The following is a 26,973-nucleotide window of genomic DNA, read 5'->3' as shown; positions in this document are numbered from 1 at the left end:
TACCCCGAGGGACGAAGCAGCCGATAACCAGCAGGCGCAAAAATCCCGCGCGCCAAAGGCGTACAGACGTAGACGCAGTAATTTGCCGAAAAGCACCGTTATTCCATCAGAGTTTTCACCGCCCTTGTCTGGCTCCCGAACAGGTGTCCAGCTACAGTAGAGCCTTTGTCGATTAAGGCTCTGTGCATGAATTTGTTGCGCCCTACTCTGCTGACGCTCGCTTGCCTGCTCGCCTCACCGGGCTTCGCCGACGACTTGCCGTCACTTGGCGATGCCAGTTCAGCCATTGTCTCTCCACAACAAGAATACCAACTGGGCCGGGCCTGGCTCTCCTTGCTGCGCAGCCAGGTCTCGCAATTGAGTGATCCGCAGCTCAAGGACTACGTCGAAACCAGCGTCTACAAGCTGGTGGAGACCAGCCAGGTCAACGACCGGCGCTTGGAATTCATCCTGATCAACAGTCCCCAGCTCAACGCATTCGCTGCACCAGGCGGAATAGTCGGCGTCAACGGCGGGCTGTTCCTCAACGCCCAGACCGAGGGTGAATATGTCTCGGTACTGGCCCACGAACTGGCGCACCTTTCCCAACGCCACTTCGCCCGTGGCGTCGAGGCACAACGCCGGATGCAGGTGCCGATGATGGCCGCCATGCTGGCCGGCATCGTGATTGCCGCCACCGGCGCCGGTGACGCCGGGATCGCCGCCATCGCCGGCACCCAGGCCGCGGCTATCCAGGAGCAGCGGCGCTTCTCACGGCAGAACGAACAGGAAGCCGACCGCATCGGCATTCTCAACCTGGAGAAGGCTGGCTACGATCCGCGCTCGATGCCCACCATGTTCGAACGCTTGATGCGCCAGTACCGCTTCGACGCCAAGCCGCCAGAGTTCCTCCTGACTCACCCGGTTACCGAATCGCGGATCGCCGACACGCGCAACCGTGCCGAACAGGCCAAGCCTGGCGGCATCGAGGACAGCCTACGCTACCAACTGATCCGCGCACGGGTGCAACTGAACTATGAGGAATCGCCTGGCCTGGCCGCCAAGCGCTTCCGTGCCCAGCTCGACGAAAACCCAAAGAACGACATTGCCCGCTACGGGCTGGCCATCGCCCAGATCAAGGGCAGCCAGTGGAACGAAGCTCGGGAGAACCTCAAGCCGCTACTAGCCAGATCGGCCAATGACATTACCTACAACCTGGCCCAGATCGAGCTGGACATGAACAGCAGCCGCCTGCCGGACGCACAGGCGCGAGTGGAGCGGATGCTCGGCCAGTATCCGAACAACTATCCGCTGCACCAGATCCGGGTCGACCTGCTGCTCAAGCAGAATCGTCCGGCCGATGCGGAAAAGGCCCTGGAAAGTCTGCTCAAGAGCCGCCCCGATGACCCGGACGTCTGGTACCTGGTGGCGGAAACCCGCGGCCTATCGGGCAACATCATCGGTCTGCACCAGGCGCGCGCCGAGTACTTCGCCTTGGTGGGAGACTATCGCCAGGCCATCCAGCAGCTGGATTTCGCCAAGCGCCGCGCCGGCAGCAACTTTCCGCTGTCGTCACGAATCGATGCTCGCCAGCGCGAGATGATGGATCAGGAACAGATGATCAAGGACATGATGCGCTGACGCTGGACGGAACAATAAAAAACCCGCCTCTTGTGAGGCGGGCTTTTTATTGGGCGAGACCTGGAACTGGCGAGTTACTCCGCCAGCTTGAAGGTAATGAAGCTGGCTCGTCCCTGGCGCAGTACCCGCATGGAAACCGAGCGGTTCTTCGGCAGCGCCTTGGCGATTTCGGTGAACTCCTTGGTCGAGCTGATCGCCTGGTTGTTCAAGTGAGTGATCACATCGCCAGGCTGCAGGCCGATAAGCGCCGCAGGGCCGTCCTGTACTTCCTTGATCACCACGCCACCCTTGAGATCAAAGGCTTTCTTCTGTTCCGCACTGAGCTCGACCACGGCCACGCCCAAGCGGTTGCTACTGCGCTCGACGCCGGACTTGGACAATTGGCTCAGGTCCCGATCTTCTTCAGGAATAGCGCCGACGGTCAGCTCGATAGCCTTGCGCTTGCCGTCACGGATCACTTCCAGGTTGGCCTTGGCGCCGGCTTTCAGCGCGCCGACCAGATGTGGCAGGTCCGCTGACATGACGATCGGCTGGCCATTGAGGCTGAGGATCACATCTCCCACCTGCAGGCCACCCTTGGCAGCCGGACCATCATCCTGGATCTGTGCGACCAGGGCTCCGGCAGGTTTTTCCAGTCCGAAAGACTCGGCCAGGTCCTTGTTGACCTCCTGGATCACCACGCCAAGCCAGCCACGGCTGACCTTACCTCCCGCCTTGAGCTGGGAGGACACGTCCATGGCTACGTCGATCGGGATAGCAAAGGAAACGCCCATGAAGCCGCCGGAACGGGTATAAATCTGCGAGTTGATCCCCACGACCTCACCGGCCAGGTTGAACAACGGGCCACCGGAGTTACCCGGGTTGATAGGCACGTCGGTCTGGATGAACGGCACATAGTTTTCGTTCGGCAGGCTGCGACCGATGGCACTGACGATGCCCTGGGTCACGGTATGGTCGAAGCCGAACGGCGAGCCGATGGCCACGACCCATTGGCCAGCCTTCAGATCCTGGGACTTGCCCAGCTTCAATACGGGCAAGTCCTTGCCATCGATCTTCAACAGCGCCACGTCGGAACGCGGATCGGTACCGACCAGCTTGGCTTTCAATTCGCTGCGATCGGCCAGGCGTACGAGGATTTCGTCAGCGTCAGCGATCACGTGATTGTTGGTCAGGATGTAGCCATCCGGGGAGATGATGAAACCCGAGCCCAGGGACTGGGCTTCGCGCTGTCGATCCCCACGGGGAGAACGCTGCTGTGGCGGCATGCCACGCTCGAAGAATTCCCGCAGCATCGGCGGCAGGCCTTCGAGGTCGGGCATGGGGCCCGCAGAGACCCGGCGATCAGGCAGTTTCTGCGTGGTACTGATGTTCACCACCGCAGGCGATGCCTGCTCGACCAGTTGGGTGAAATCAGGCAGTTCGGCCGCCTGGGCAGAAACGGCCTGCCCAAGCACCAGCACAGTGGCGAGGATGGTGAAGTAGGACTTCAAGCGTGGTATCGACATACGGCTCCCGTTACGACGAGCGTGGTTAAGCGATAGGGAACGAACAGCGCCGACACCAAGCGGGCGGCAGTTTTGTTCCAGGAACGACAAATTAGGTCAGAACCGAAAGGCTCTGACCTATAAAAAAACTCTGGGGATTTTGCAAATGAATTTGCTGGCCAAACATTTCATCTTCTCAATTGTGGAGTAGCCATCACTGACCTCTTGCACAACCAATAAAGCTTCATTGCTTAGCGGTAGAGTCTGAACGCATCGACAAGGCGATACGCTCGGCGGTACCGATCGGGATCTCCCCGACTACCGTGACCATCATCTCGCCATCGGGCGTGGTCAGGCGACGCGATACCGCCACGGTGGGCCCAAGCTGGGTCCGGGTGTCGGTGACCGTTGCACCGTTGAGCGGCTCGAGGAATACCGAGAACCGTGCCAGGCCATCGTCATACAGCAGGCTGTTGACCATCACCTTGGTTTGCGGATCCTTGCGCGCACTGCTGCTGGTCAACTCGAAGCCCGGCGGCAACCAGTCGGAGCGCCAGGTTTGTGCAGCCTTGACTGCCGAAGCCTTATCACTATCAAGGGTGACTGGCTTGCAGTCGGCGGTGGCACGCAGCTCGGCATCCCCCGGAACATCGCGAGTATCCAGGCGGGTGAACTGGAAGCGCTCGAGCAATTGCCCCTTGTCGTTGAGCAGCAAGGACTTGAGTGGTAGCCCGGTCTCACGATCCAGGTGCAGCTCGAAGCCGTAGCGATGCTGGTCCTTGGGCGCGACCGAGACGATCACCGCCGGACGCCCTGCCACCCGCGACTTGCCGATGACGGCAAGGTCGTACCAATTCTTGAGTTTCTGAGGGTCCAGCGCACGCGCCACCGAGTCTGCAGAATCTCCCAATCCTGCCACCAGCGTGCCACTGACACATTGGGTGCGACCATCGACACGCACTACCTCTTGAGCAGAGCCATCGAGCTGGACCAGACGCTCGAGAACCCTTCCATCCTGGACACGATGCCAGATGTTGTGGGTAGAGAAACTACCGTTACGCTCGTAAACGAAGGTGCCCTGGAAGCTTTGCTGCTGTTCCGCTTGCCCAAGACGCTGCAACCAGTCCTGGGCTTCGTCGGCGTGGGCTGGAACCACAAACCAGCCACTGAGCAGAAGCGAGAGTAGAGGGATGGCGCGCATGATCCTCCTTAGCGGTTTTCCAGGCTTGCCGCACGAGCATAAGGCAATGCGCTTTCAGTGCCTTTGAGTGCAGCTTGCTGGGCATGCTGACGCAGATAGCTTGGCAGACGCTGGTCATGCCAGCCTGGCTGTCCTTGCAATACGCCATTGGCCATGGGGCCAGTGGCTTCCGAATTCTCATTGTAGCCGGCCAGTACCGCTGGGCCTTTGACTTGTGGCGCTGCCAGGGTGGGCTGGCCAGCCTGCTGAGCCAGTTCGACGCCAGCGATCTCATCGTGGTTGTACAAGCGCACACCCGCCAGGACCGCAACCGTCACCGAGGCGGCTACCGCCAGGCGACCCAGGCTACGCCATGGCCCACGGGAACCCTTGGCAGGTACGGCTTCATCAGCCAGGGCTGCAGAAACGGCAGCGGCGATATCCAGACGTGGAAGCAGCAACTCCTTGTGCATGGCCGCCCGGGCGATTTGATAACGAGCCCAGGTCTCACGGGTTTCCACTTCGTCGACGGCATTCAATACCCGACGTAATTCCAGTTCGTCCGCTTCGTTATCCATCACCGCGGACAGCGATTCCTGCAGGGCTTCACGACTCATGGCGGTTCCTCTCTTGGCTGTCGCCGCTGTCTCAGGTTTCCTGCAACAACGGCTGCAGGGCTTTATCGATGGCTTCCCGAGCGCGGAAAATCCGGGAGCGCACGGTACCCACCGGACACTGCATGACACTGGCAATGTCCTCGTAACTCAGACCATCAAATTCACGTAAAGTTAAAGCCGTACGCAAATCTTCAGGTAGTTGCTGGATGGTTCGATGGACGGTGCCTTCGATCTCATCCCGCAGCAATGACCGTTCCGGTGATTCGAGATCCTTCAGGCCGTGATCGCCATCATAGAACTCCGCATCTTCAGAACTGACATCGCTATCCGGCGGCCGGCGGCCGCGTGAAACCAGATAGTTTTTCGCCGTATTGATGGCGATACGGTAAAGCCACGTATAGAACGCGCTGTCACCACGAAAATTACCTAGTGCACGGTATGCCTTGATAAAGGCTTCCTGTGCGACATCCTGGGCTTCATGGGTGTCGTGCACGAAACGCACGATCAACCCGAGAATTTTGTGCTGGTACTTCAGCACGAGCAGATCGAACGCTCGCTTGTCGCCACGCTGAACGCGCTCGACCAGCTGCTGATCCTCTTCCTGGGTTAGCATGAACACTCCTCGATAAACTCGGAGGAGGCGTGCACTACTAATTGATCAGGCTTGCAAACATAGACTCGGGCTTTTCGCAAAAGTTCTCCCCCTCCAAGCAAGTTTCCTGCGGGCTCTGATCCGGCACGCACGAAAAACGCAGCGCGGGCAAGGCCGGCTGCGCGAATAATCCTGTCGTCGATTTTCACCCCAGGAAAACAGGCTGAAAACCCTGGATAAAACCGACGCTGTCCCTTCTTTCAGGCAACCTTCTATTGAGTTTGGGGCCTTGGCAAAAGTTCCCAATCTTTATAGCCGTGCCGGACGAAGTATGTGTAACGCTAAAGAGAAAAACAGCCCTGTGCCCTCGATCGTCCCTGTCAGGCCTGGTAACGGCCTGAGCCCCGGCTGACCGCAAGCAGCGCTTTTGCTCAGCGAAGTCGCACAATGCCATGCAGGCGCGGCTATTGTGCCGCTCCCCCCCTCTATATACTAGTGGGCTGTGTGGCTGCTTTGACTTGCCGATTCAGGCGTCTTGCGCCAACCCCGTCCCGGGTCGCTTTGAGCGGAATCCTTCAAATGAGCCAACAGTTTCAACACGATGTTCTGGTGATTGGCAGCGGTGCCGCCGGCTTGAGCCTGGCCCTGACGCTGCCCAGCCACCTGCGGATTGCGGTCCTGAGCAAGGGCGACCTCGCCAACGGCTCGACCTATCGCGCCCAGGGCGGCGTGGCCGCGGTGCTGGACGACACCGACACGGTCGATTCCCATGTCGACGACACCCTCAATGCCGGTGCCGGCCTGTGCCACGAAGACGCCGTGCGCTTCACCGTGGAGCATAGCCGCGAGGCGATCCAGTGGCTGATCGACCAGGGAGTCCCCTTCACCCGTGACGAAGAAGCCGGCAACGATGACAACGGCTTCGAGTTTCACCTGACCCGTGAAGGAGGCCACAGCCATCGGCGGATCATCCATGCGGCGGATGCCACCGGCGCGGCCATCTTCACCACCCTGCTGGCCAAGGCCCGGCAGCATCCCAATATAGAACTGCTGGAACAGAGGGTCGCGGTCGACCTGATCACCGAGAAGCGCCTGGGCCTGGAAGGCGAGCGCTGCCTGGGTGCCTACGTGCTCAACCGCACCACCGGCGAAGTCGACACCTTCGGCGCGCGCTTCGTGATCCTCGCCTCTGGCGGCGCGGCCAAGGTCTACCTCTATACCAGCAACCCCGACAGTGCCTGCGGCGATGGCATCGCCATGGCCTGGCGCGCGGGCTGCCGGGTGGCCAACCTGGAGTTCAACCAGTTCCATCCCACCTGCCTGTACCACCCGCAGGCCAAGAACTTCCTGGTGACCGAAGCCCTGCGCGGCGAAGGCGCCCACCTGAAGCTGCCCAATGGCGAGCGCTTCATGCAGCGCTTCGACCCACGGGCCGAGCTGGCCCCCCGGGACATCGTCGCCCGGGCCATCGACCATGAAATGAAGCGCCTGGGTATCGACTGCGTCTACCTGGACATCAGCCACAAGCCGCAAGCTTTCATCAAGAGCCACTTCCCCACGGTCTACGAGCGTTGCCTGGAATTCTCCATCGACATCACCCGGCAGCCCATACCGGTGGTGCCGGCGGCCCACTACACCTGCGGCGGAGTCATGGTCGACCAGCATGGCCAGACCGACGTGCCTGGCCTGTATGCCATCGGCGAGACCAGCTTTACCGGCCTGCACGGGGCCAACCGCATGGCCAGCAATTCGCTGCTCGAGTGCTTCGTCTATGCACGCTCGGCAGCGGCCGACATCCTCCGGCAACTACCGCAGGTCGCCTTGCCTATCGCCCTGCCCGCCTGGGACGCCAGCCAGGTCACCGATTCCGACGAGGACGTGATCATCGCGCACAACTGGGATGAACTACGGCGGTTCATGTGGGACTACGTAGGCATCGTGCGTACCAACAAACGCCTGCAACGGGCACAGCACCGGGTGCGCCTGCTTCTGGACGAGATCGACGAGTTCTACAGCAACTACAAGGTCAGCCGCGACCTCATCGAGCTGCGCAACCTGGCCCAGGTCGCCGAGCTGATGATTCTCTCGGCCATGGCTCGCAAGGAAAGCCGGGGCCTGCACTACACCCTCGACTATCCACAGATGCTCCCCGAGGCCCGGGACACTATTCTGCAGCCGCCCACCTATCGCGAGCGAACTTGAGCCGTACCCGCAGGCGCCGATGCTCGTCGGCCGCCTGCGCATCCCGCGGAACGCAGACGGAGTGAATCCGGCGCCGGCCCTTCAGGCGAAAACGCAATACCACGATCAACGGCAGCGCCAGGCTATCGGGACACAACTGCACCGCCTGCCAGCCACCGGCACGGTTCCACAACTGCCAGCCGGCGACACCGTGACGCAGGCGGGTGAAGGCTCGGGAGTGGCTCAACAGGACTTGCCGGGGCAGCGCCCAGGCGGCGTGCAACAGGCACAGCGACAACCCCAGGAGCTTGGAGAAAAGCGGAATGTCGAGAAGAAAAACGGCACCCAGGGCGAAAGCCTGGGCCAACAGATAAGCCGCCAGCAGTTGCATGGACGCCCGCCAGCGGCTCTCGAACAGCTTACTTGGGCTGGACACGATCCAGGATCATGCGCACCATGCGCTGCAACTCGGGATCAGGGGATTCGCTGCGCTCCATGAACCAGCCGAACATGTCCTGGTCCTCGCACTCGAGCAGGTTGCGGTAGCACTGGCGATCCGTTTCGTTGAGATGCGGGTACACCTCCTTGACGAACGGCACCAGCAACACGTCCAGTTCGAGCATGCCGCGACGGCTGTGCCAGTAGAGGCGATTCAGTTCAACATCTTCAACCATGGAACGCTCCTCAAATAGGGCGCCAGTATACAGCCCGGGACAGGTGATGACAGTCGGCTTTGGTCGGCCACCGCCTATCCTTTGTGAACTATCCATTTCAAAGGCGCCCCCTTATGATGTGCCCCAGACTTTTTACCCTGCGATGAACCATGGCTGACTCCGCTTTTTTCTGCCCCCTGTCCCACGAAGGCGTACTCGCCGTCCGCGGCCCCGATGCCGGCAAATTCCTGCAGGGCCAATTGACCTGCAACCTCAATTACCTCAGCGACAGCCAGTCCAGCCTTGGCGCCCGCTGCACCCAGAAAGGCCGCATGCAATCCAGTTTCCGTATCCTCCTGGAGGGTGACGGCTGCCTGCTGGCCATGGCCGGCGAACTGGTGGAGCCGCAACTGGCGGACCTGAAGAAATACGCGGTGTTCTCCAAGGCCACGCTCAGCGATGAAAGCACCCGCTGGGCCCGTTTCGGCCTGTCCTCGGCCCAGGCCGCCCTCGACCAGCTGGGCCTGGAACTGCCCCAGGAAGACGGTGCCGTGGCCCGGGCAGATGGCCTGATCGCGGTGCGCGTCTCGAGCGACCGCGCCGAACTCTGGGTCCCGGCCGAACGCGCCGCCAGCCTGGGCCAGCAACTGGCCGCGCGACTGCCCGAAGGCCAGCTGAACCAGTGGCTGCTGGGGCAGATCCGGGCCGGCCTGGGCCAGGTCATGGCACAGACCCGCGAGCTGTTCATCCCGCAGATGCTCAACCTGCAGGCCGTGGGTGGCGTCAGCTTCAAGAAGGGTTGCTATACCGGACAGGAAATCGTCGCCCGCATGCAGTACCTGGGCAAGCTCAAGCGCCGCCTGTACCGCCTGGCCCTGGCCACGGACGAACAACCGGAGCCCGGCACTCCGCTGTTTGCCCCGATCCACGGCAGCGCCATCGGCGAAGTGGTCCTGGCGGCCCGCGCCCCGGAGCGGATCGAATTACTGGCGGTGTTGCAGGCCGAGGCCGTGGAAGATGGCAACCTGCACCTGGGGACGCCCGAAGGACCGGACCTGCAATTGCTCGAGCTGCCATACCAGCTGGACCGTGATCGCGAAATCCAGCGCTGATCGCCCGCCCTTTCCTGCACCACCCAAGAGAACCGAGATGACTGAGCTGGCGGAAAAGGTCCAACAGGATTTGCTGGAGGCCATCGACAACGATGACCTGGTCCTGCCGACCCTACCGGAGGTGGCCATGCAGATTCGCCAGGCCGCCGAAGACCCGGAAATCAGTGTCAGCACTCTGAGCAAGGTGATAGGCCGCGATACCGCCCTGTCGGCGCGGCTGATCAAGGTGGTCAACAGCCCGCTGCTGCGGGCGGCCCAGGAAGTCACCGACCTGCACACCGCCATCACCCGCCTGGGAGTCAACTACAGCAGCAACCTGGCCATCGGCCTGGTGATGGAGCAGATCTTCAACGCCCGCTCCGAGGTGGTGGAACGCAAGATGCGCGACGTCTGGCGGCGCAGCCTTGAGGTGGCCGGGGTCAGCTATGCCCTATGCCGCAGCTACAGCCAGCTCAAGCCGGACCAGGCGGCGCTCGGCGGCCTGGTGCACCAGATTGGCGTGCTGCCGATCCTGACCTACGCCGAGGACCACTACGAGCTGCTGGCCGACCCGGTCAGCCTCAATCACGTGATCGAACAGATCCATCCATTGCTGGGGAACAAGTTGCTGCAAGTCTGGGAATTCCCCGAGCAACTGGCACAGATCCCCGAGCAGTACCTGGACTTCAAGCGCCAAGCCGACGGGATCGACTACGTCGACCTGGTCCAGGTCGCTATCCTGTACTGCCACAAGGACACCGACCATCGCCTCTCGCGGGTCGATGCCTTGAGCGTGCCTGCTTTCAAGAAGCTGAAGATCGACCCGGAAGACCAGGCCATGTGCCGCGACCTCGAAGAGTCGCGCTCGATGCTCTATTGAGTGGCACTCCCTACAGGGGCTCCTGGTCAGCGCCGAAGTTCACCCGCACCTTCAAGCCCGACGGCTGGCCGTCATGCAGGCTGACCTGTGCCAGATGCGCGCGGCAGATCTCGCCGACGATGGCCAGGCCCAAGCCCGATCCGACCACCTGCTGGTTGCGCCGGTAGAAGCGCTCGAAGACCCGCTCGCGATCCTCCAGGGGAATCCCCGGACCGTCGTCCTCCACCTCCAGCACTCCCGGCGCCGTGACCCGCAGCACCACGTTGCCGCCCGGCGGGGTATGGGCCAAGGCGTTGTCCAGCAGGTTGCTCAAGAGCTCGTTGAGCAGGGTCGGCTCGCCCTTGAGCCACACCGGCTCATCGGCCTCCAGGGCCAGCGCCACGCCCCGGGCATGGGCCAGCGGCGCCATGGCCATGCCCAGCTCCCGGGCCAGCTGGCTGAGATCGAGCAACTGCGCCCCACCTTCGGCAATGGCCCGGGCGCCGTTTTCCACCCGGGCCAGGGACAACAGCTGGTTGGCCAGGTGAGTCAGGCGATCGGTGCCCTGGGCCACGTTCTCCAGGGTCGAACGCCAGGTCTGCGGTTCCTGGGAACGCAGCCCCAGTTCGAGACGCGCCTTGAGCGCCGCCAGGGGAGTACGCAACTCATGCGCCGCATCGGCGATGAATTGCGCCTGGCGCTCGAACTGGCCGCGCAGGCGCTCGGTGAAATGGTTCAAGGCCCGTACCAACGGTCCCAGTTCATGCTGCACCGACACCAGTGGCAAGGGACGCAAATCATCCGGCTGGCGCTCCTCCACCGCACTGCGCAAGCGCTCCAGCGGCCGCAACGCGGCACTCACCGCGAACCACACCAGGAGCAAGGCACCGATGGCCAACATCCCCAGGCGCAACAGGGTATCGGCCATCAGGCTGCGGGCCATGGCCACCCGGGCTTCATCGGTTTCGGCCACGCGGATTTCCGCCATGCCGTTCATGTTCGGCTCGCTGACCGCCTTGAGCAAGCTCACCACCCGCACGTTCTGCCCTTGGTAGGTGGCATCGTAGAATCGCGCCAGGGCTGGATAGTCATCGGTGCGCGGGGTGCCCGGCGGTGGTCCCGGCAGGTTCTCGTAGCCGGAAATCAACTGCTGGTGGATATCGTTGACCTGGTAGTAGATCCGCCCTGCGCTGTCATAGGCGAAGGTGTCCAGGGCCACATAGGGCACGTTGGCGCTGAGGCTGCCATCACGCTGGGACAAACCGGCGGCGATGGTCCGCGCCGAGGCCAGCAGGGTTCGGTCGTAGGCGGTGTCGGCGGCCTCGCGACCGTTCCAGTAGGCGCTCAGGCCGCTGGCCAGCATCAATACCACCAGCAACAGCGCCAGGTTCCACAACAGGCGCCAGCGCAGGCTGCTGGGCCTATGCATCGCGACTTTCCAGCAGATAGCCCAGGCCACGGAAGGTGACGATAGCCACCGCGTGGCCATCGAGCTTCTTGCGTAAACGGTGGATGTAGATCTCGATGGCGTCCGGGCTGGCCTCTTCATCCAGGCCGAACACCTGGGACGCCAGCTGCTCCTTGCTCATGACCCGCCCGGGCCTGGCGATCAGGGCCTCGAGCACCGCCTGCTCGCGCGAGGTCAGGGTCAACAGCTCCTGGCCCAGGGTGAAGCGCCGCGTATCCAGATCGTAGGCCAGCACTCCGCATCGCTGCTGGCGCTCGCCGCCCAGCACGCTGCGGCGCAACAGGGCCTTGACCCGGGCCTCCAGCTCGGTCAGTTCGAAAGGCTTGGCCAGGTAATCGTCGGCCCCCAGGTTCAACCCATGCACCCGATCCTTGACGTCGCTGCGAGCGGTGAGCATCAGCACCGGCAGGTTCTTGCCACGGGTGCGCAAGCGCGCCAGCACCTCGAAGCCATCCATGCGCGGCAGGCCGACATCCAGCACCGCCATGGCGTATTCCTCGCTGCTCAGCGCCAGGTCAGCGGCCACCCCATCGTGCAGCACGTCCACGGTCAGGCCCGTGCTCTTGAGCGCCTGGGCGACACTTTCAGCCAGTTGCAGATGGTCTTCGACCAGCAGGACCCGCATGGTTTTGCACCTCGTTCAGGGGGGAATCGACAGTCCTTTTGCGCGCGGAGTGTACCGCCGCAACCGCTGCTGTGAAGCCCGAAAACCTTGAAAGCTGGCTGAAAGGTTAGCGAAAGGTTGGCCCTTTAGAGTCCTGTCACGGAAAGTTTCGGCAGCCTTGCCGAGCTCCGCCGACATGCAAAGCGCCTCGAAGCGTTTTCATCAGAATAAGAACAATATCGGAGTACCACCGGATGCCATCCCCGCACTCCCAGGCCAGCGCGCCTGTGCGTTTCTCCCGCCTGACCCCGACCGCCCTCGCCAGCGCCGCCGCCCTTGCCGCTCCGCTGACCCAGGCCGCGTTCTTCGAAGACAGCAGCGCCACCTTCGAAACCCGCAACATGTACTTCAATCGCGACTTTCGCGACGGCACCCGCACCCAGCAATCCAAGCGCGACGAGTGGGCCCAGGGCTTCATGCTCAACCTGCAGTCGGGCTACACCGAAGGCACCCTGGGATTTGGCGTCGATGCCCTGGGCATGCTCGGGGTCAAGCTCGACTCCAGCCCCGACCGCACCGGCACCGGCCTGTTGCCGACCCACGACGACGGTCGCGCGGCCAACCAGTATTCCAAGCTGGGCCTGACCGGCAAGGTCAGGTTCTCCGCTACCGAGTTGAAGATCGGCAGCCTGATCCCCGAGCTGCCGATCCTCAAGCCCAACGATGGGCGGATCTTGCCGCAGACCTTCCAGGGCGGCCTGTTGACGTCCAGGGAAATCAACAACCTGACCTTCACCGGCGGTCGCCTGGACAAAGCCAAGGACCGCGACGACAGCAACTACGAGGATATCCGCCTCAACAACAAGAACAGCCGCTTCGCCAGCAACGTGGCCGGCAAGCACTTCAACTTCGGCGGCCTGGACTACAAGCTCAGCGACAAAATCACCGCCAGCTACCATTTCGCCCAGCTGGACGACGTCTACAACCAGCACTTCCTCGGCTTGCTGGCATCGCGTCCCCTGGGCCCCGGCACCTTCACCAGCGACCTGCGCCTGGCCATCAGCAACGACCAGGGCCAGGCCCGCGGCGGCAAGATCGACAACCGCGCCCTCAACGGCCTGGTGAGCTATGCCTTGGACGGGCATAAACTCAGCGCCGGCTATCAGCACCTGTCCGGCGACAGCGCCTTTCCCTATGTGGATGGCAGCGACCCTTACCTGGTGAACTTCGTGCAGATCAACGACTTCGCCGGCGCCGAGGAACGTTCCTGGCAAGCCCGCTACGACTACGACTTCGCCAAGCTGGGGATTCCCGGCCTGAGCTTCATGACCCGCTACCTGAGCGGCGACAACATCGCCTTGAAGAACGGCGACACCGGCAAGGAATGGGAACGCAACACCGAGCTCAAGTACGTGGTGCAAAGCGGCACCTTCAAGGATGTCGCGGTGCGCCTGCGCAATGCCACCTACCGCTCCAACTATTCGGCTCGCGACGCGGACGAGGTACGCCTGCTGGTGAGCTACAGCGTGGCCCTGTGGTGACCCCACGGACCGCGTACATGGCCGATGCCGACAGGCCGGCCCCTGCGCCCAGGGATCGAGGACGACCCGGGCATACCGATAACAACTCCTGTGGAGACACTCATGGACTTTTCATTGCGTAAACTGGCCCTCGCCGCCGGCTGCCTGTTGTTCACCGGCCAGCTGCTGGCCGCATCCACCGAACCCAAGCGCCCGGAATGCATCGCCCCGGCCTCCCCCGGCGGTGGCTTCGACCTGACCTGCAAGCTGGTGCAGAGCGCCCTGGTCAACGAGAAGATCCTCAGCAAACCGATGCGCGTCACCTACATGCCCGGCGGCGTCGGGGCCGTGGCCTATAACGCGGTGGTGGCCCAGCGCCCGGCCGATGCCGGGACCCTGGTGGCCTGGTCCAGCGGTTCGCTGCTGAACCTGGCCCAGGGCAAGTTCGGGCGCTTCGATGAAAACGCCGTGCACTGGCTGGCGGCCGTGGGCACCAGCTATGGCGCCATCGCGGTGAAGAACGATTCGCCCTACAAGACTCTCGATGACCTGGTCGCGGCCCTGAAGAAAGATCCGAGCAAGGTGGTGATCGGCTCCGGCGGCACCGTCGGCAGCCAGGACTGGATGCAAACCGCGCTGATCGCCAAGGCCGCCGGGATCAACCCGCGGGACCTGCGCTACGTGGCCCTGGAGGGCGGCGGGGAAATCGCCACGGCCCTGCTGGGCGGGCACATCCAGGTGGGCAGTACCGACATCTCCGACTCCATGCCGCACATCCTCGCCGGCGACATGCGCTTGCTGGCGGTGTTTTCCGAGCAGCGCCTGGACGAGCCGGAAATGAAGAACATCCCCACCGCCAAGGAACAGGGCTATGACATCGTCTGGCCGGTGGTGCGCGGCTTCTACCTGGGGCCGAAGGTCAGCGACGAGGAGTATGCCTGGTGGAAAAACGCCTTCGACAAGCTCCTGGCCTCCGAGGAGTTCGCCAAGCTGCGTGACCAGCGCGAGCTGTTCCCCTTCGCCCTGACCGGCCCGGAGCTGGACACCTATGTGAAGAAACAGGTGGCCGACTACAAAGCCCTGGCCAAGGAATTCGGCCTGATCCAGTGACCCCCCATTCTGACGACCCGGCCCTTGCGCAGCGAGGGTCGGGCCCGGGAGTTAGCCATGCTCGTCCAACGTCTATTCGCCTCGGTGCTGTTGCTGGCCTGTGCCAGCCTCGCGCTGATGGCCTGGCCGTACCAGGCGGCCTTTTCCTACGAACCCGTGGGCCCAAGGGCCTTTCCGCTACTCATGCTCGGCCTGCTGGGCCTGGCGCTGCTGTACCTGCTGGTGCGTCCGACACCGATCAGGCACAGCGACGACGAACCACCCCTGGACCGTGAGGCCCTGGTCAAGATCGGCCTCTGCGTAGCCCTGCTATTGGTCTTGGCCGGCACCTTCGAACCCCTGGGCTTCATCCTCGCCGGAATCCTCGTCGGCGTCCCCATGGCCCGCCTGTATGGCGGCCGCTGGTGGCCCAGCCTGGTGATCGTCAGCCTGCTCAGCATCGGCCTGTACTGGCTGTTCGATCGGGTCATGGACGTGCCCCTGCCCCTGGGCCTGCTCGACGTTCTGGAGAATTGACATGGATACCTTGAGCTACCTCGGCCAGGGCTTCGGCGTGGCCCTGAGCCCCTACAACCTGGTCACCGCCCTCACCGGTACCCTGATCGGCACCGTGGTCGGCCTGCTGCCGGGCCTGGGTCCGATCAACGGCGTGGCACTGCTGATCCCCATCGCCTTCGCCCTGGGCCTGCCGCCGGAATCGGCGCTGATCCTGCTGGCGGCGGTCTATCTGGGCTGCGAGTACGGCGGGCGCATCAGCTCGATCCTGCTGAACATCCCCGGCGAGGCCTCCACGGTGATGACCACCCTCGACGGCTATCCGATGGCTCGCCAGGGCCTGGCCGGCGTGGCCTTGTCGCTGTCGGCCTGGAGTTCGTTCATCGGTGCCCTCATCGCCACCTGCGGCATGGTGCTGTTCGCCCCACTGCTGGCCCAGTGGGCCATCGCCTTCGGCCCGGCGGAGTATTTCGTGCTGATGGTGTTCGCCATCGTCGCCCTCGGCGGCATGGCCGGCGACAAGCCGCTGAAGACCTTCATCGCCGCGCTGATCGGGCTGTTCCTGTCGGCAGTGGGGATCGATGCCAACAGCGGTGTGTACCGCTTCACCGGCGACAACATCCACTTGGCCGATGGCATCCAGTTCGTGGTGCTGGTGCTGGGCCTGTTCTCCATCAGCGAGATACTCCTGCTCCTGGAGAAGACTCACCGTGGTCAGGAAGCGGTCAAGGCCACCGGGCGCATGCTGTTCAACTTCAAGGAAGCGGCCGCGGTATTGGCAGTGAACATCCGTTGTGGCCTGCTGGGCTTCATCATGGGCGTGCTGCCCGGGGCCGGGGCGACCCTGGCCAGCGCCGTGGCCTACATGACCGAGAAACGCATCGCTGGCGCCAGCGGCACTTTCGGCCAGGGCGACAAACGCGGCCTGGCGGCTCCGGAAACCGCGATCGGCGCCTCGGCCTGCGGCGCCCTGGTGCCGATGCTGACCCTGGGCGTGCCGGGCTCGGGCACCACGGCGGTGATGATCGGCGCCCTGTCGCTGTACAACATCACCCCGGGCCCGCTGCTGTTCCAGCAACAACCGGACATCGTCTGGGGCCTGATCGCCTCGTTGTTCATCGCCAACGTCATGCTGGTGATCCTCAACATCCCGATGATCCGCCTCTTCACCCGCATCCTCGCGGTGCCGAACTGGGCCCTGGTGCCGGCCATCGCGATCATCACCGCGATCGGCGTCTATGCCGTGCACGCCACCACCTTCGACCTGTTCCTGATGGTGGGCATCGGCATCTTCGGCTACATCCTGCGCAAGCTCGACTTCCCGCTCTCGCCGGTGCTGCTGGGCTTCATCCTCGGCGGCTTGATGGAGCAGAACCTGCGTCGTGCACTGTCGATCTCCAACGGCGCGCTGGAGATCCTCTGGTCGAGCCCGATCACGCTCGGGGTCTGGGTACTGACGGCGTGCATGCTGTGCCTGCCGCTGCTGCGTATCTGGCGCAAGCGTTCGGCCCGCCAGCGCGTGGTGACCGATGTCTGAAGGCGCTTTGCGGCAATGGTGGGGCACGCCACTGGTGGGCCTGGCTGGCGGCTATCTCGCCAGCCAGGTCGGCTGGCCCCTGCCCTGGATGGTCGGCTCGTTGCTGGCGATCATCCTGGTGCGCAGCCTGACGCCCTGGCAATTGGCGCAGATCCCTGGGGGACGCAAGTGCGGGCAATGGATAGTGGGCATCGGCATCGGCCTGCACTTCACCCCGGCGGTGATGGACCAGGTGATGAGCCACTTCGGCCTGATTTTCTGCGGAGCCCTGGTCACCAGCCTGTCCAGCGTGATGGCGGTCTGGCTGCTGCGGCGTACCGGCGAGGACCGCGCCACCGCGTTCTTTTCCAGCATGCCCGGCGGCTCCGCAGAGATGGTCAACCTCGGCGCGCGCAACGGCGCGGTGCTCAGCCGGGTAGCGGCTGGGCAGAGCCTGCGGGTGCTGGCGGTGGTGCTGTGCGTACCGGCGGCGTTCAAGTACCTCCTGGGCCAGGGGACGCCGGTGCTGCACAGCGCCAGCGTCGACTGGCGCTGGCTGGCCCTGCTGTTCCCCGCCGGCGCCCTGCTGGCCTGGCTCTGGCAGTGGCTGCGCCAACCCAACCCGTGGCTGTTCGGCCCATTGTTGCTCAGCGCCGTGGCCAGCATCGCCTGGAACCTGCACACCGGCCTGCCCGATGGCGCCAGCCAGATGGGCCAGTGGTTGATCGGCAGCGGGCTGGGATGCCACTTCAACCGTCAGTTCTTTCGCCAGGCCCCTTCGTTCATGGGACGCACCCTGCTGGGCACGGCCATGAGCATGCTGATCGCCGGCCTCGCGGCCTGGTGCCTGAGCCTGCTGACCCAACTGGACCTGCGCTCGCTGACCTTGGGCATGATGCCCGGGGGAATCGCGGAAATGAGCCTGACGGCAGAGGTGCTGCAACTCTCGGTGCCGCTGGTGACGGCGATGCAAGTGATGCGCTTGTTGTTCGTGCTGTTTCTCGCCGAGCCCCTGTTCCGCCACTGGAACAAGGGCTAGCGGCTGCCGGCTTTGTCTACCAGGCCGTTGAAAAACCATCTGCGTTGCCATCGCTGGCGTCGAAAACAGTCTGGTGCGCCAGCCCGGTCAAAATGCTCATTCACCACGCGTAAACTGCGCTTTTTCACCTGTTTTTGCCTGGCGCTGACTGCCTCGCTTACTTTTTTCAACGGCCTGCTACAGCGCTGGCAAGCGCCAGTCGATCGGGGTCTCGCCGTTCTGCTCGAGAAACTTGTTGGCGCGGCTGAAATGCCCGCAGCCGAAGAAGCCGCGATAGGCTGACAGCGGCGATGGATGCACCGAGGTCAGCACCAGGTGCTTGGTGCTATCGATCAGCTTCTGCTTGCTCTGGGCGTGGGCGCCCCAGAGCAGGAACACCAGGTGCGGCTGGTGCTCGCTGACCACCTCGATGATCCGGTCGGTGAAGAACTGCCACCCCTTGCCCGCATGGGAGGCCGCATTGGCCCGCTCCACGGTCATGGTGGTGTTGAGCAGCAGCACGCCCTGCTCGGCCCAGCTCTGCAGATAGCCATGATTGGGCACATCGATGTTCAGGTCGCGCTTGAGCTCCTTGTAGATGTTCACCAGCGAAGGTGGCGCCGGAACCCCGGGTTGCACGGAGAAGCACAGGCCATGGGCCTGGCCCGGGCCGTGGTAGGGGTCCTGGCCGAGGATCACCACCTTGACCTTGTCCAGCGGGGTCGAGTTCAAGGCATTGAAGATCAGCGGGCCGGGCGGATAGATCTCCTTGCCGGCAGCGTGTTCCCGGCGCAGGAACTCCCGCAGTTCGCTCATGTAGGGCTGGTCGAACTCGGCCCGCAGGGCCGCCTTCCAGCTCGGTTCGAGTTTGATACGATCGTCAGCAGTCATGGCCATGCCCGAAAAAAACAATGGCCGCACCCTAGGAAAGCCGACTTCGCTTGTCAATTGATCTGACACATAACCGGCACTTTCCCCCACAGCGATCATACTGACCGCTCTGGTTTAGCAACGAGGTCACGATGAACCTGCACGTCGAAGAACTCACCGCCACCGGTGGCGCGCGTATTGCCATCGCCACCCTGGACGCGGAAAAGTCCCTGAATGCCCTCTCGCTGCCCATGATCCAGCAATTGAGCGAGCGTCTCGAGGCCTGGGCCAAGGATCCCCAGGTGGTCTGCGTCCTGCTGCGCGGCAATGGCGCCAAGGCCTTCTGTGCCGGAGGCGAGGTGCGTAGCCTGGCCCAGGCATGCCTGGCGCATCCGGGCGAGGTACCGCCCCTGGCCGGGCATTTCTTCGCCGCCGAATATCGCTTGGACTATCGCCTGCACACCTACCCCAAGCCGCTGATCTGCTGGGGACATGGTTATGTGCTCGGCGGCGGGATGGGCCTGTTGCAGGGGGCTGGAATCCGCATCGTCACCCCCAGCAGCCGCCTGGCGATGCCGGAAATCAGCATCGGCCTGTATCCCGACGTGGGGGCCAGCTGGTTCCTTTCGCGCATGCCCGGCAAGCTCGGCTTGTTCCTCGGCCTCACCGGCGCCCACATCAACGCCCGCGATGCCCTGGACCTGGATCTCGCCGACCGTTTCCTGCTGGATGAACAGCAAGAAGAACTGATCGAGGGCCTGCTGCAACTGAACTGGCAGGAGCAGACTGCGCGCCAGCTCAACAGCCTGTTCCGCGCCCTGCAGCAGGAAGCCCTGGGGCAGTTGCCCGAAGCCCAATGGCTGCCACGCCGACCACAGATCGACCAATGGCTGGATGTCAGCGACGTGGCCTGCGCCTGGCGCGCCATCAGCCAGCTGCGCGACCATCCGGACGCCCTCTACAGCCGTGCGGCCAAGACCCTCGGCGAAGGCTGCCCGTTGACCGCCCACCTGGTCTGGGAACAGATCCGCCGGGCGCGCTACCTGTCCCTGGCCGAGGTGTTCCAGATGGAATACACCCTGAGCCTGAACTGTTGCCGGCACCCGGAGTTCGCCGAAGGGGTACGCGCGCGCCTGATCGACAAGGACCAGCGGCCACACTGGCACTGGGCGGACATCAACGGCGTACCGGAGGCCGTGGTGCAGGCGCACTTCCACAAGGTCTGGGAAGGCCGCCATCCACTGGCGGACCTCACCGACTACTAGTTAGTCCCAGGAAAGACTCGACAACCGGGAATCAGTGGCCGCGCCCTCCCCGGCCACGGTCGCCACGGTCATGGTGGCCATGGCCGCCCCAATCGTGGTTGCCGCCATTGTCGTTGTTCCAGTCGCCGCGGCGGTCATGCCCGCCCCAGCCACGGTCCGGATATGGCCGGTACAACGCGCGCGGCGCCTGGTAGTAATGCGGGGACGACCGGTAATAACGGGGCGCAGGCTGGTAGTAGCGCGGCGCGTAGTAACCACGCCCGGTGGAGTAGTAATAGGAAGAACCGCCACCGTAGTAATAGGCCGGCGCCGGGGAGCTGTAGATCTGCGAATCGTAGTAGTCCCCGGCGTAGTAAGGCGCACACGCACAAAGGCTAGAACCCAGCAAGGCAATCAGCACAAGTCGACGATACATGGCGGCCTCCTGGACCGCGAAGAAGCCACACCAGCGACGCTGGCGGGCGGCAATCGGCAAATGGCCGATTGACGAAATATCTGACCGTGAAAACGCCTTTCAGTGCGTTTTTTTGCAACACATTGATACCTGTCTGCGACCACCGGTATCCTCGCCCCGCAGCCCGATGAAAAAGCCCGGCGAATCGTGAGCAACGACTTGACCGGTCGGCCATCGGCAGACACCCTGCACGTTCCTTCGTCCCGAACCGCTCTCGCCCCGACCATGGACCGACCCGAGTTCTGCCCCGCCTGTGGCGCCCGCAACGACTGCACCCTGGCTGACCCGCGCAGTGCCGGCCGGGCCTGCTGGTGCTACAGCGTGAGCATCGACCCGGCCATCATCCAAGGCCTGCCGCCAGAGCTGCGCAACCAGTCCTGCCTGTGTCCGCGCTGTGCCGGGGTCGAGGCGCAACTGGACCAAGGCGAAGACGCGCGCCCCCGCCCATGAACCTGCACCCACTGCCGAGCGCTCCCCTGCCCCATGCGCCTTGATCGTTTCCTCAGCAACCTGCCACGTTTCAACCGCCAGCAGGTCCGGCTGCTCCTGGTCCAGCGCCGAGTGCGCATCGATGGCCAGGCGGTCAGCGATCCCAGGGCCGACGTCCGCGAATTCAACCGGGTGGAACTCGATGACGAATTGCTCCAGGCCGGCAAGCCCGCGCGCTATTTCATGCTGCACAAGCCCATGGGCTGCGTCAGCGCCACTCGCGATCCCGAGCACAAGACCGTGCTCGAGCTGATCCACGAACCCGATCCAGAGGACCTGCACATCGCCGGGCGCCTGGACTACAACACCACCGGACTGATGCTGATCACCAACGACGGCAACTGGTCGCGGCGCCTGACCCAACCGCAGACCAAGCTGCCCAAGCTCTATTACGTGGAGACCGAACAAGAGATCGGCCCTGAATATGTCCAGACCTTCGCCCGTGGCCTGTACTTCGCGTTCGAAGACCTCACCACCCTGCCTGCCCAACTGCAGATCCTTGGCCCCCGCAGCGCCCGGCTGAGCATCGTCGAAGGGCGCTACCACCAGGTCAAGCGCATGTTCGGCCACTTCGACAACAAGGTCCTGCGCCTGCATCGCGAGCGCATGGGTCCGCTGGTGCTCGACCCGGATCTGGCCCCAGGTGGATACCGGGCGCTCAGCGCCGCCGAGATCGCCCTGATCTGAAGACTTGGGTACAGGACGACCACTGGGCGGACGCTGTCGAACAATTTGCCCAACGGCACTTGCAGGTTCGTGATTGCCCTGCTTGAATCAGTCCGTCGGCCGAATTGTGACCGGCCAGTCACAAAATAGAAGCGACACAAAATAGAACCAACAATAAGTCTTCAGCCGGCCTGAGCCTGCCAGCTCTGCATTCCCCCCGGTAACCGCCCGCCAATAACAACACCCGTCGACCTGCCTTACCGGATCGACATGGGCTTCGATTCCAGGCGTATGCCTACCTGTCACATTGCCCGTGCACACTCAATCGTATGCGCGCATACCCGCTTGCCAGGAGTCTTATGACATGAGGCCAGAAATCGCTGTGCTGGATATACAGGGTCAGTATCGGGTTTACACGGAGTTCTATCGCGCAGAGGCCGCAGAAAAGACCATTATTCTGGTCAATGGCTCGATGGCGACCACGGCGTCCTTTGCCCAGACCGTGAAAAACCTCCATCCGCAGTTCAACGTGGTGCTCTACGACCAGCCCTACGCGGGTCGCTCCAAGGCCCACAACCGGCATGAGCGCATGCTGACCAAGGAAATCGAGGGACAGATCCTGCTGGAGCTGATCGAGCACTTCGCCGCCGAACATGTGCTGTCGTTTTCCTGGGGCGGGGCCGCGACCCTGCAAGCGTTGTCCCAGCGACCACGGCACATCGAAAAGGCCGTGATCAGCTCGTTCTCGCCGGTGATCAACGAGCCGATGCGTGACTATCTGGAGCGCGGGGTCGACTACCTCGGCAACCTTGACCGCCATCGCGTCGGCCACCTGGTCAACGACACCATCGGCAAGCACCTGCCATCGTTGTTCAAGCGCTTCAACTATCGCCATGTGAGCAGCCTGGCCGAGCATGAGTACGGGCAGATGCGCTTCCACATCAGCCACATGCTACACGGCGATCGCCAGTGCTACGTCAAGGCGGCGCGCAACATCCAGGTCCCGGTGCTGTTCATCAATGGCGAATGGGATGAATACACCTCGGCCAAGGATGCCCAGTTGTTCGCCAACCACGTGCGGCATTCGAGCTTCAGCACCATCCAGGCCACCGGGCACTTTCTCGACATGGAGCACAAGGCCGCCTGTCGCGACAGCCGCCGGGCCCTGCTGAACTTCCTCAAACCAGGACAGCATGAACACCAGGCGCGCCCGCACTACGCCCTGGGCCAGCATGCGCGTGCCAGTTGATGGGATTTCCCACAGGCCGCCACCGTCCTCGAACCGCATGAGTAGCGGGCGCGTGGCGCGCCCTGGCAACATCGAAGGGACACGCAAGTACAGATCGGATAAAGAAAAACTTCAAATCCACGGCCACATCTGGTACAAAGTCAGCCGTTCGAGCGGGTGTCGTATAATGGCATTACTCCAGCTTCCCAAGCTGATAACGAGGGTTCGATTCCCTTCACCCGCTCCACTTCCCTTTCCATGGCAATCCGCCAACTTCGCATAACCCACTGGAACAAGAACCCGTCTTGTTTTTCCAGTCTGGCAATCCCAGCCGCAACCGCTTCCAACCAATCTTCTTGGCCAATCATCCAGTCCAGGAATCCGGCGGGGTGAATTCGATCTGCACTTGGCGGCGAACGGTGCACAAACCAGCTGGAGCTGGCGCTCACCCACTGGATGATTCCCCTCGACGCCTTGGGGTATATGGAAGAAACAACGGCAGGATGGACGAGGCCATTGGTGAGCATCACACAACGGTTTCTCGATTTCAGCAGCTACTGTGCATCCCCGAACTGGGCTGGTTACTTTCACTCCAGAAAGGGCAATGACCGAAGAGCCTGTGCCGAGGAAGCCACTTCCCTGGTCCTTGACTACCTCCGCCAGCACCCAAGTGACGGTATGCAGCTCACTCGTCACCTCCTATACGCAGAGACAATTGCGCGGCAAAGGGTATCGGGCACGCGAAGCGCGAGCGCGACAAAACCCCAAGCCCGGCCTTGTGGCCGGCCTCCATATCTGGGTCCCCTCCGTCTCAGGGACGAGCCAGGTAACGGGCGAAGAAGTCGCCCAGATCCTCGCGCAAGGTCCGTACTGCCAGGCCGCGATCGATACTGCCGAAGTCGTCGCCCATGGCCTTGATGACCGACGCCGGGAGCACCCAGCGCCCATCGGTGAAGTCATGGTGCCCGGCATTCTCCAGCACCTTGTATGCCCCAGGCCCCCGACGGGCTGCCCACACCGCGTCCATGCTAGCGTCCCGTGGGTCCTGGCCAGCCGCATATAACAGCATGGGTTTGTTCCAGGGACCGGCCAGCTCGCCCTGGATGCTGCCGTCGAGGTTGGCCGCCGCCCGCAGGCGCGGGTCCAGGCGCGTCGCCTGCAAGGCAGCCGAACCGCCGAAGGAATGGCCCAGCGCCCCGACATGCTCGAGGTCCAGGTGTCCGCCTAGCAGGTGCTCCGGCTCCTGGTTACGCAGTTGCAGCCAATCGAGGGTACTGCGCAGGTCCGCCACCACCGAAGGCGCGGCGGCCGCGAGTTGTTCCTCGTCCTGCTCGAGCACGTCCAGGACCGGGACCACCCGGCCTCCCGGCAGCACCGTGACCCCGGAAATGTAAGGGTGATTGATGGCTACCACTACATAGCCACGGCTGGCCAAGTCTTCCAGCAGGCCGCTGTAGAGCTCGGCCACTGCTCCCAGGCCGGGAGAAAACAGCAGCACCGGATACTGGCGGTGCTTTTCCATCCTGGCTCCGGCCGCCGAATGGCTGGCGACCTCCACCGCGCTTCCGGCTTGCATCGCGGCCAGGGCCTCGGGTTCGGCGTACTCGGCACGGGGCAGCCTGCCGGCAGGCGCAACGATCGGATACCAGACTTTCAATGCCAGCTCGCGGCGGGCGCCGGCGACCTTGGAAAAGGTCTCCGCACGCGCCGGATCGCGCAAGGCGAAAGCAGCCTTGCCCACGCACCAGGCGCCGCTGGGCGCCGGCACCTGCCTGGCCTGCAGGCCAGCCGCCGGCAACTCGCAGCGCCGCGCATATGGCTGCTGCGCGGCATTGCTGCAACTGGCCAGGCTGAGAATCACTACACCGCAACTCGCCATGACTCTGACGAACTTCATCATCGAGCAATCCCTTGGTCATTCGGATCGGAAATGAGACGGCAGCGTCCTCCTGGTATCAGGAGACCTGCCGACCCCAGCCTAACGAGCGCCCCAGGGCCGTTCATCTCCAAGTGTGGGGATTTTGTATAGAAAGGTTAAACGCCCGATGGCAACAGGGCTCAAGCAACGACTCCGGTCCTAGAACCCAGCCTGCAGCGGAAAGCGCTGCGCTTCGCTGCGGGCCAGGAACTTGTCCTGGGCCATGGGCCGGGCCAGGAAGTAGCCCTGGGCCTCGTCGCAGCCGAAGGACCGCAGCATCTGCAGGCACTTGAAGCTCTCGATGCCCTCGGCCACGGTGCGGTAGCCCAGTTCGCGGGCCAGGGCGATCACCGAGCGGGTGATTTTCTGGTGCTGGGCATTGCTCTCCAGGTCAGTGACCATGGATTTGTCGAGCTTCACCACATTGGCCGGAATCTGGTGCAAATAGGCGAAGTTGCTGTAGCCGGTACCAAAATCGTCGATGGCCACATCCATGCCCAGGGCGCGAATCTTGCTCAACTGCTCAAGTACTTTCGGGTTGGAGCGCAACCAGGCACCCTCGGTGATTTCCACCTCCAGGCGCCGAGGATCGATACGGTGGCGCAGGCAAGCATCGCGCAGCACATCGGCAATGTCCTGGTCCTCGAAATCCTGGGGCGAGAGATTGATCGACAAGCGTTGCACATCACTGGCGCTCCATAGATGCAGCTTGTGCAACACCGCATCGATCAGCCAGTGGGTCACCTGGTGGATCTGGGCGTTGCGTTCCAACACCGGGATGAACTCCGCAGGGGAAATCGGCCCCAGCCAGGGATGGTCCCAGCGGATCAGCGCCTCGGCACTGACCTGGGCACCATCGGGCAAGGCGAAGCGCGGCTGGAACATCAGGTAGATCTGCCCGGTGTCCAGGGCTTCGCCGATGTCCGCAGCCAGGTTGAAGGCACGCCGGTAGGCCTGGTCGCGTACCAGGTCGTAGGGCGCCCAGGTACAGCGCTCCAGCGCGGCCAGTTCCAGGGCGAACATGGCCTTGCGCAATACGTCCGGCACCGCATCATGGTCCGTGGAGAACTCCACCATGCCCGCGCACACTCCCGGGATCATCGGCAACTCCAGGCCCGGCGGCTGGCGGCGCAGGCGACGCACCAAGCCCTCCAGCAAGCGCTCCACCCCCGGCGCGGCCGGCAGCAGGAAACCGAAGCGCTTGGCCGAGACGTGATAGATCCGCACATGCCGCCCGAGGTAGGCCAGCAACTGCTGGGCAAGGAAACGCACAATGGTCTCGAACGGCGCCATGCCCAGGGCCAGGGTCAACTCATGGGCCACGGTCATGTCTACCGCATCCACCAGCACCAGCACCCGTCTCTCCCCGGGTTGCTGGTCCGCCAGGTCGTGCAGGTCGCACTGGAACTGCTCGCGGTTGGGCAGGCCACTGACCGGATCACGGCGGGTCTGGCGCTGGCGTTGCTCGATCTGCTCCATCACCAGGGATGCCAGGTCGCGCAATTGCTGGCGCTCGGCGGCATCGAGCCGCTGTGGCAGCTTGTCGATGACACACAAGCTGCCGATGGCGTGCCCCGTGGAAGTGATCAAGGGCGCCCCGGCATAAAAACCTATGCCCGGGCCCTCGGTCACCAGCGGATTGGCATGGAAACGCACGTCCTGGCGAGCGTCCTGAACTTCGAACACATCAGCAGACTGGATCGTATAGGCACAGAACGACTGATCGATCGGCGTCTGCTCCACGGCGAAACCCACTCGCGACTTGAACCACTGCCGATCACGATCCACCAGGGTGATCAACGCCGTGGGGACCTTGAAGAACTGCGCGGCCAGACGGCAGATGCGATCGAAACTTTCGCAGCGGGCCGTGTCCAGCAGCTCGAGGGCATACAGGGCGGCCAGGCGCTGCTCCTCGGCCAATGCCTTATCCGGCATGCCGCGACTCGGGCAGGATCAACACCATCATCAAAAAACCTATCTCAGTAGCGAAGGGGGGAGTACGACACCCGAGAATTGCCCTACGACCAAGTAGTGGCACTACGATATCCATCGACAGCATGCCGTAGTGACTGGTG

General features: G+C 63.2%; 25 protein-coding genes and 1 tRNA gene. 14 read left to right on the top strand and 12 right to left on the bottom strand.

The window, feature by feature from the left end; genetic code table 11:
• Positions 1-186 precede the first annotated feature (186 nt).
• Positions 187-1,620 carry a M48 family metalloprotease gene (locus H7A76_RS08045; protein ID WP_185698012.1) on the top strand — a complete coding sequence of 478 codons (1,434 nt, stop codon included), beginning with the start codon at positions 187-189 and terminating at the stop codon, positions 1,618-1,620.
• A 74-nt stretch (positions 1,621-1,694) separates the two neighbouring features.
• Here the strand turns inward: H7A76_RS08045 and H7A76_RS08040 are convergent, their stop codons facing one another.
• The 4 genes from H7A76_RS08040 to rpoE all read right to left on the bottom strand — a co-directional run bounded on the left by H7A76_RS08040 (position 1,695) and on the right by rpoE (position 5,514).
• Positions 1,695-3,125, bottom strand: coding sequence for a DegQ family serine endoprotease (locus tag H7A76_RS08040; protein WP_185698011.1), 1,431 nt, complete (start codon positions 3,123-3,125; stop codon positions 1,695-1,697).
• A gap of 223 nt (positions 3,126-3,348) precedes the next feature.
• Positions 3,349-4,305 carry a MucB/RseB C-terminal domain-containing protein gene (locus H7A76_RS08035; RefSeq protein ID WP_185698010.1) on the bottom strand — a complete coding sequence of 319 codons (957 nt, stop codon included), beginning with the start codon at positions 4,303-4,305 and terminating at the stop codon, positions 3,349-3,351.
• 8 nt (positions 4,306-4,313) lie between these two features.
• On the bottom strand, positions 4,314-4,901 hold the full coding sequence (locus tag H7A76_RS08030; protein WP_022642865.1) for a sigma-E factor negative regulatory protein: 588 nt from the start codon (positions 4,899-4,901) through the stop codon (positions 4,314-4,316).
• A gap of 31 nt (positions 4,902-4,932) precedes the next feature.
• Positions 4,933-5,514: an RNA polymerase sigma factor RpoE gene (gene rpoE, locus H7A76_RS08025; protein WP_022642864.1), complete on the bottom strand. Its 582-nt coding sequence runs from the start codon at positions 5,512-5,514 to the stop codon at positions 4,933-4,935.
• 558 nt (positions 5,515-6,072) lie between these two features.
• Here rpoE and nadB point away from each other — a divergent pair.
• Positions 6,073-7,695, top strand: a complete 1,623-nt coding sequence (gene nadB, locus H7A76_RS08020; RefSeq protein WP_185698009.1) for an L-aspartate oxidase — start codon at positions 6,073-6,075, stop codon at positions 7,693-7,695.
• Here nadB and H7A76_RS08015 read toward each other — a convergent pair.
• Positions 7,658-8,110, bottom strand: coding sequence for a protein YgfX (locus H7A76_RS08015; RefSeq protein WP_185698008.1), 453 nt, complete (start codon positions 8,108-8,110; stop codon positions 7,658-7,660). The genes nadB and H7A76_RS08015 overlap by 38 nt on opposite strands.
• Positions 8,094-8,348, bottom strand: a complete 255-nt coding sequence (locus H7A76_RS08010) for a succinate dehydrogenase assembly factor 2 (protein ID WP_022642859.1) — start codon at positions 8,346-8,348, stop codon at positions 8,094-8,096. The genes H7A76_RS08015 and H7A76_RS08010 overlap by 17 nt, the downstream gene beginning before the upstream one ends.
• 149 nt (positions 8,349-8,497) lie before the next feature.
• On the opposite strand from H7A76_RS08010, the gene H7A76_RS08005 reads away from it, so the two are divergent.
• The gene (locus H7A76_RS08005) at positions 8,498-9,439 is read left to right on the top strand and encodes a YgfZ/GcvT domain-containing protein (RefSeq protein ID WP_185698007.1); all 942 of its coding nucleotides are present in this window, start codon (positions 8,498-8,500) and stop codon (positions 9,437-9,439) included.
• 37 nt (positions 9,440-9,476) lie between these two features.
• Positions 9,477-10,298, top strand: a complete 822-nt coding sequence (locus H7A76_RS08000) for an HDOD domain-containing protein (RefSeq protein WP_185698006.1) — start codon at positions 9,477-9,479, stop codon at positions 10,296-10,298.
• A gap of 10 nt (positions 10,299-10,308) precedes the next feature.
• On the opposite strand, the gene H7A76_RS07995 is transcribed toward H7A76_RS08000, so the two are convergent.
• Together H7A76_RS07995 and H7A76_RS07990 are read right to left on the bottom strand one after the other, a co-directional pair.
• Positions 10,309-11,706, bottom strand: a complete 1,398-nt coding sequence (locus tag H7A76_RS07995; protein ID WP_185698005.1) for a sensor histidine kinase — start codon at positions 11,704-11,706, stop codon at positions 10,309-10,311.
• On the bottom strand, positions 11,699-12,370 hold the full coding sequence (locus tag H7A76_RS07990; RefSeq protein ID WP_022642855.1) for a response regulator: 672 nt from the start codon (positions 12,368-12,370) through the stop codon (positions 11,699-11,701). Before H7A76_RS07990 ends, H7A76_RS07995 begins: the two co-directional genes overlap by 8 nt.
• Positions 12,371-12,603: 233 nt before the next feature.
• On the opposite strand from H7A76_RS07990, the gene H7A76_RS07985 reads away from it, so the two are divergent.
• The 5 genes from H7A76_RS07985 to H7A76_RS07965 all read left to right on the top strand — a co-directional run bounded on the left by H7A76_RS07985 (position 12,604) and on the right by H7A76_RS07965 (position 18,029).
• Positions 12,604-13,890 (top strand): OprD family porin, encoded by a 1,287-nt coding sequence (locus tag H7A76_RS07985; protein WP_185698004.1) that lies wholly within the window; start codon positions 12,604-12,606, stop codon positions 13,888-13,890.
• 102 nt (positions 13,891-13,992) lie between these two features.
• Positions 13,993-14,979, top strand: a complete 987-nt coding sequence (locus tag H7A76_RS07980) for a tripartite tricarboxylate transporter substrate binding protein (protein WP_185698003.1) — start codon at positions 13,993-13,995, stop codon at positions 14,977-14,979.
• A gap of 57 nt (positions 14,980-15,036) precedes the next feature.
• Complete coding sequence (locus H7A76_RS07975; RefSeq protein ID WP_185698002.1) at positions 15,037-15,495, top strand: tripartite tricarboxylate transporter TctB family protein; 459 nt, start codon at positions 15,037-15,039, stop codon at positions 15,493-15,495.
• A gap of 1 nt (position 15,496) precedes the next feature.
• Positions 15,497-17,011: a tripartite tricarboxylate transporter permease gene (locus H7A76_RS07970; protein ID WP_185698001.1), complete on the top strand. Its 1,515-nt coding sequence runs from the start codon at positions 15,497-15,499 to the stop codon at positions 17,009-17,011.
• The gene (locus tag H7A76_RS07965) at positions 17,004-18,029 is read left to right on the top strand and encodes an AbrB family transcriptional regulator (protein WP_185698000.1); all 1,026 of its coding nucleotides are present in this window, start codon (positions 17,004-17,006) and stop codon (positions 18,027-18,029) included. The genes H7A76_RS07970 and H7A76_RS07965 overlap by 8 nt, the downstream gene beginning before the upstream one ends.
• Positions 18,030-18,206: 177 nt before the next feature.
• Here the strand turns inward: H7A76_RS07965 and ung are convergent, their stop codons facing one another.
• Complete coding sequence (gene ung / locus H7A76_RS07960) at positions 18,207-18,899, bottom strand: uracil-DNA glycosylase (RefSeq protein ID WP_185697999.1); 693 nt, start codon at positions 18,897-18,899, stop codon at positions 18,207-18,209.
• Between the two features lie 131 nt (positions 18,900-19,030).
• On the opposite strand from ung, the gene H7A76_RS07955 reads away from it, so the two are divergent.
• Positions 19,031-20,143 (top strand): enoyl-CoA hydratase/isomerase family protein, encoded by a 1,113-nt coding sequence (locus tag H7A76_RS07955; RefSeq protein ID WP_185697998.1) that lies wholly within the window; start codon positions 19,031-19,033, stop codon positions 20,141-20,143.
• Between the two features lie 31 nt (positions 20,144-20,174).
• On the opposite strand, the gene H7A76_RS07950 is transcribed toward H7A76_RS07955, so the two are convergent.
• On the bottom strand, positions 20,175-20,558 hold the full coding sequence (locus H7A76_RS07950) for a hypothetical protein (RefSeq protein WP_185697997.1): 384 nt from the start codon (positions 20,556-20,558) through the stop codon (positions 20,175-20,177).
• A gap of 264 nt (positions 20,559-20,822) precedes the next feature.
• On the opposite strand from H7A76_RS07950, the gene H7A76_RS07945 reads away from it, so the two are divergent.
• The 4 genes from H7A76_RS07945 (at position 20,823) to H7A76_RS07930 (ending at position 23,227) form a co-directional block, all read left to right on the top strand.
• The gene (locus H7A76_RS07945) at positions 20,823-21,047 is read left to right on the top strand and encodes a cysteine-rich CWC family protein (protein ID WP_185698150.1); all 225 of its coding nucleotides are present in this window, start codon (positions 20,823-20,825) and stop codon (positions 21,045-21,047) included.
• Positions 21,048-21,080: 33 nt separating this feature from the next.
• On the top strand, positions 21,081-21,773 hold the full coding sequence (locus H7A76_RS07940) for a pseudouridine synthase (protein WP_185697996.1): 693 nt from the start codon (positions 21,081-21,083) through the stop codon (positions 21,771-21,773).
• Between the two features lie 343 nt (positions 21,774-22,116).
• A complete protein-coding gene (locus H7A76_RS07935; protein WP_185697995.1) occupies positions 22,117-23,001 on the top strand; it encodes an alpha/beta fold hydrolase in 885 nt (294 codons plus the stop codon).
• 152 nt (positions 23,002-23,153) lie between these two features.
• A tRNA-Gly gene (locus H7A76_RS07930) sits at positions 23,154-23,227 on the top strand.
• A gap of 564 nt (positions 23,228-23,791) precedes the next feature.
• On the opposite strand, the gene H7A76_RS07925 is transcribed toward H7A76_RS07930, so the two are convergent.
• Positions 23,792-24,877 carry a hypothetical protein gene (locus H7A76_RS07925; protein WP_185697994.1) on the bottom strand — a complete coding sequence of 362 codons (1,086 nt, stop codon included), beginning with the start codon at positions 24,875-24,877 and terminating at the stop codon, positions 23,792-23,794.
• Positions 24,878-25,057: 180 nt separating this feature from the next.
• Positions 25,058-26,833 carry a sensor domain-containing phosphodiesterase gene (locus H7A76_RS07920; protein WP_185697993.1) on the bottom strand — a complete coding sequence of 592 codons (1,776 nt, stop codon included), beginning with the start codon at positions 26,831-26,833 and terminating at the stop codon, positions 25,058-25,060.
• Between the last annotated feature and the right edge of the window lie 140 nt (positions 26,834-26,973).

The sequence above is a fragment of the Pseudomonas sp. MSSRFD41 genome (assembly GCF_014230245.1).
Lineage (GTDB): Bacteria > Pseudomonadota > Gammaproteobacteria > Pseudomonadales > Pseudomonadaceae > Aquipseudomonas > Aquipseudomonas piscis.
This window is presented reverse-complemented; position numbering and strand designations above follow the sequence as displayed.

Bases quoted from the DNA above. Each gene is read 5' to 3' on its own strand.
- H7A76_RS08035 (WP_185698010.1), bottom strand. From the start codon at position 4,305: ATGCGCGCCATCCCTCTACTCTCGCTTCTGCTCAGTGGCTGGTTTGTG.
- H7A76_RS07935 (WP_185697995.1), top strand. From the start codon at position 22,117: ATGAGGCCAGAAATCGCTGTGCTGGATATACAGGGTCAGTATCGGGTT.
- H7A76_RS08005 (WP_185698007.1), top strand. From the start codon at position 8,498: ATGGCTGACTCCGCTTTTTTCTGCCCCCTGTCCCACGAAGGCGTACTC.
- H7A76_RS07970 (WP_185698001.1), top strand. From the start codon at position 15,497: ATGGATACCTTGAGCTACCTCGGCCAGGGCTTCGGCGTGGCCCTGAGC.
- ung (WP_185697999.1), bottom strand. From the start codon at position 18,899: ATGACTGCTGACGATCGTATCAAACTCGAACCGAGCTGGAAGGCGGCC.
- H7A76_RS07945 (WP_185698150.1), top strand. From the start codon at position 20,823: ATGGACCGACCCGAGTTCTGCCCCGCCTGTGGCGCCCGCAACGACTGC.
- H7A76_RS07995 (WP_185698005.1), bottom strand. From the start codon at position 11,706: ATGCATAGGCCCAGCAGCCTGCGCTGGCGCCTGTTGTGGAACCTGGCG.
- H7A76_RS08030 (WP_022642865.1), bottom strand. From the start codon at position 4,901: ATGAGTCGTGAAGCCCTGCAGGAATCGCTGTCCGCGGTGATGGATAAC.
- H7A76_RS07965 (WP_185698000.1), top strand. From the start codon at position 17,004: ATGTCTGAAGGCGCTTTGCGGCAATGGTGGGGCACGCCACTGGTGGGC.
- nadB (WP_185698009.1), top strand. From the start codon at position 6,073: ATGAGCCAACAGTTTCAACACGATGTTCTGGTGATTGGCAGCGGTGCC.
- H7A76_RS07980 (WP_185698003.1), top strand. From the start codon at position 13,993: ATGGACTTTTCATTGCGTAAACTGGCCCTCGCCGCCGGCTGCCTGTTG.
- H7A76_RS07955 (WP_185697998.1), top strand. From the start codon at position 19,031: ATGAACCTGCACGTCGAAGAACTCACCGCCACCGGTGGCGCGCGTATT.
- H7A76_RS07950 (WP_185697997.1), bottom strand. From the start codon at position 20,558: ATGTATCGTCGACTTGTGCTGATTGCCTTGCTGGGTTCTAGCCTTTGT.
- H7A76_RS07975 (WP_185698002.1), top strand. From the start codon at position 15,037: ATGCTCGTCCAACGTCTATTCGCCTCGGTGCTGTTGCTGGCCTGTGCC.
- H7A76_RS08000 (WP_185698006.1), top strand. From the start codon at position 9,477: ATGACTGAGCTGGCGGAAAAGGTCCAACAGGATTTGCTGGAGGCCATC.
- H7A76_RS07920 (WP_185697993.1), bottom strand. From the start codon at position 26,833: ATGCCGGATAAGGCATTGGCCGAGGAGCAGCGCCTGGCCGCCCTGTAT.
- H7A76_RS07940 (WP_185697996.1), top strand. From the start codon at position 21,081: ATGCGCCTTGATCGTTTCCTCAGCAACCTGCCACGTTTCAACCGCCAG.
- rpoE (WP_022642864.1), bottom strand. From the start codon at position 5,514: ATGCTAACCCAGGAAGAGGATCAGCAGCTGGTCGAGCGCGTTCAGCGT.
- H7A76_RS08010 (WP_022642859.1), bottom strand. From the start codon at position 8,348: ATGGTTGAAGATGTTGAACTGAATCGCCTCTACTGGCACAGCCGTCGC.
- H7A76_RS08040 (WP_185698011.1), bottom strand. From the start codon at position 3,125: ATGTCGATACCACGCTTGAAGTCCTACTTCACCATCCTCGCCACTGTG.
- H7A76_RS07990 (WP_022642855.1), bottom strand. From the start codon at position 12,370: ATGCGGGTCCTGCTGGTCGAAGACCATCTGCAACTGGCTGAAAGTGTC.
- H7A76_RS08045 (WP_185698012.1), top strand. From the start codon at position 187: ATGAATTTGTTGCGCCCTACTCTGCTGACGCTCGCTTGCCTGCTCGCC.
- H7A76_RS07985 (WP_185698004.1), top strand. From the start codon at position 12,604: ATGCCATCCCCGCACTCCCAGGCCAGCGCGCCTGTGCGTTTCTCCCGC.
- H7A76_RS07925 (WP_185697994.1), bottom strand. From the start codon at position 24,877: ATGAAGTTCGTCAGAGTCATGGCGAGTTGCGGTGTAGTGATTCTCAGC.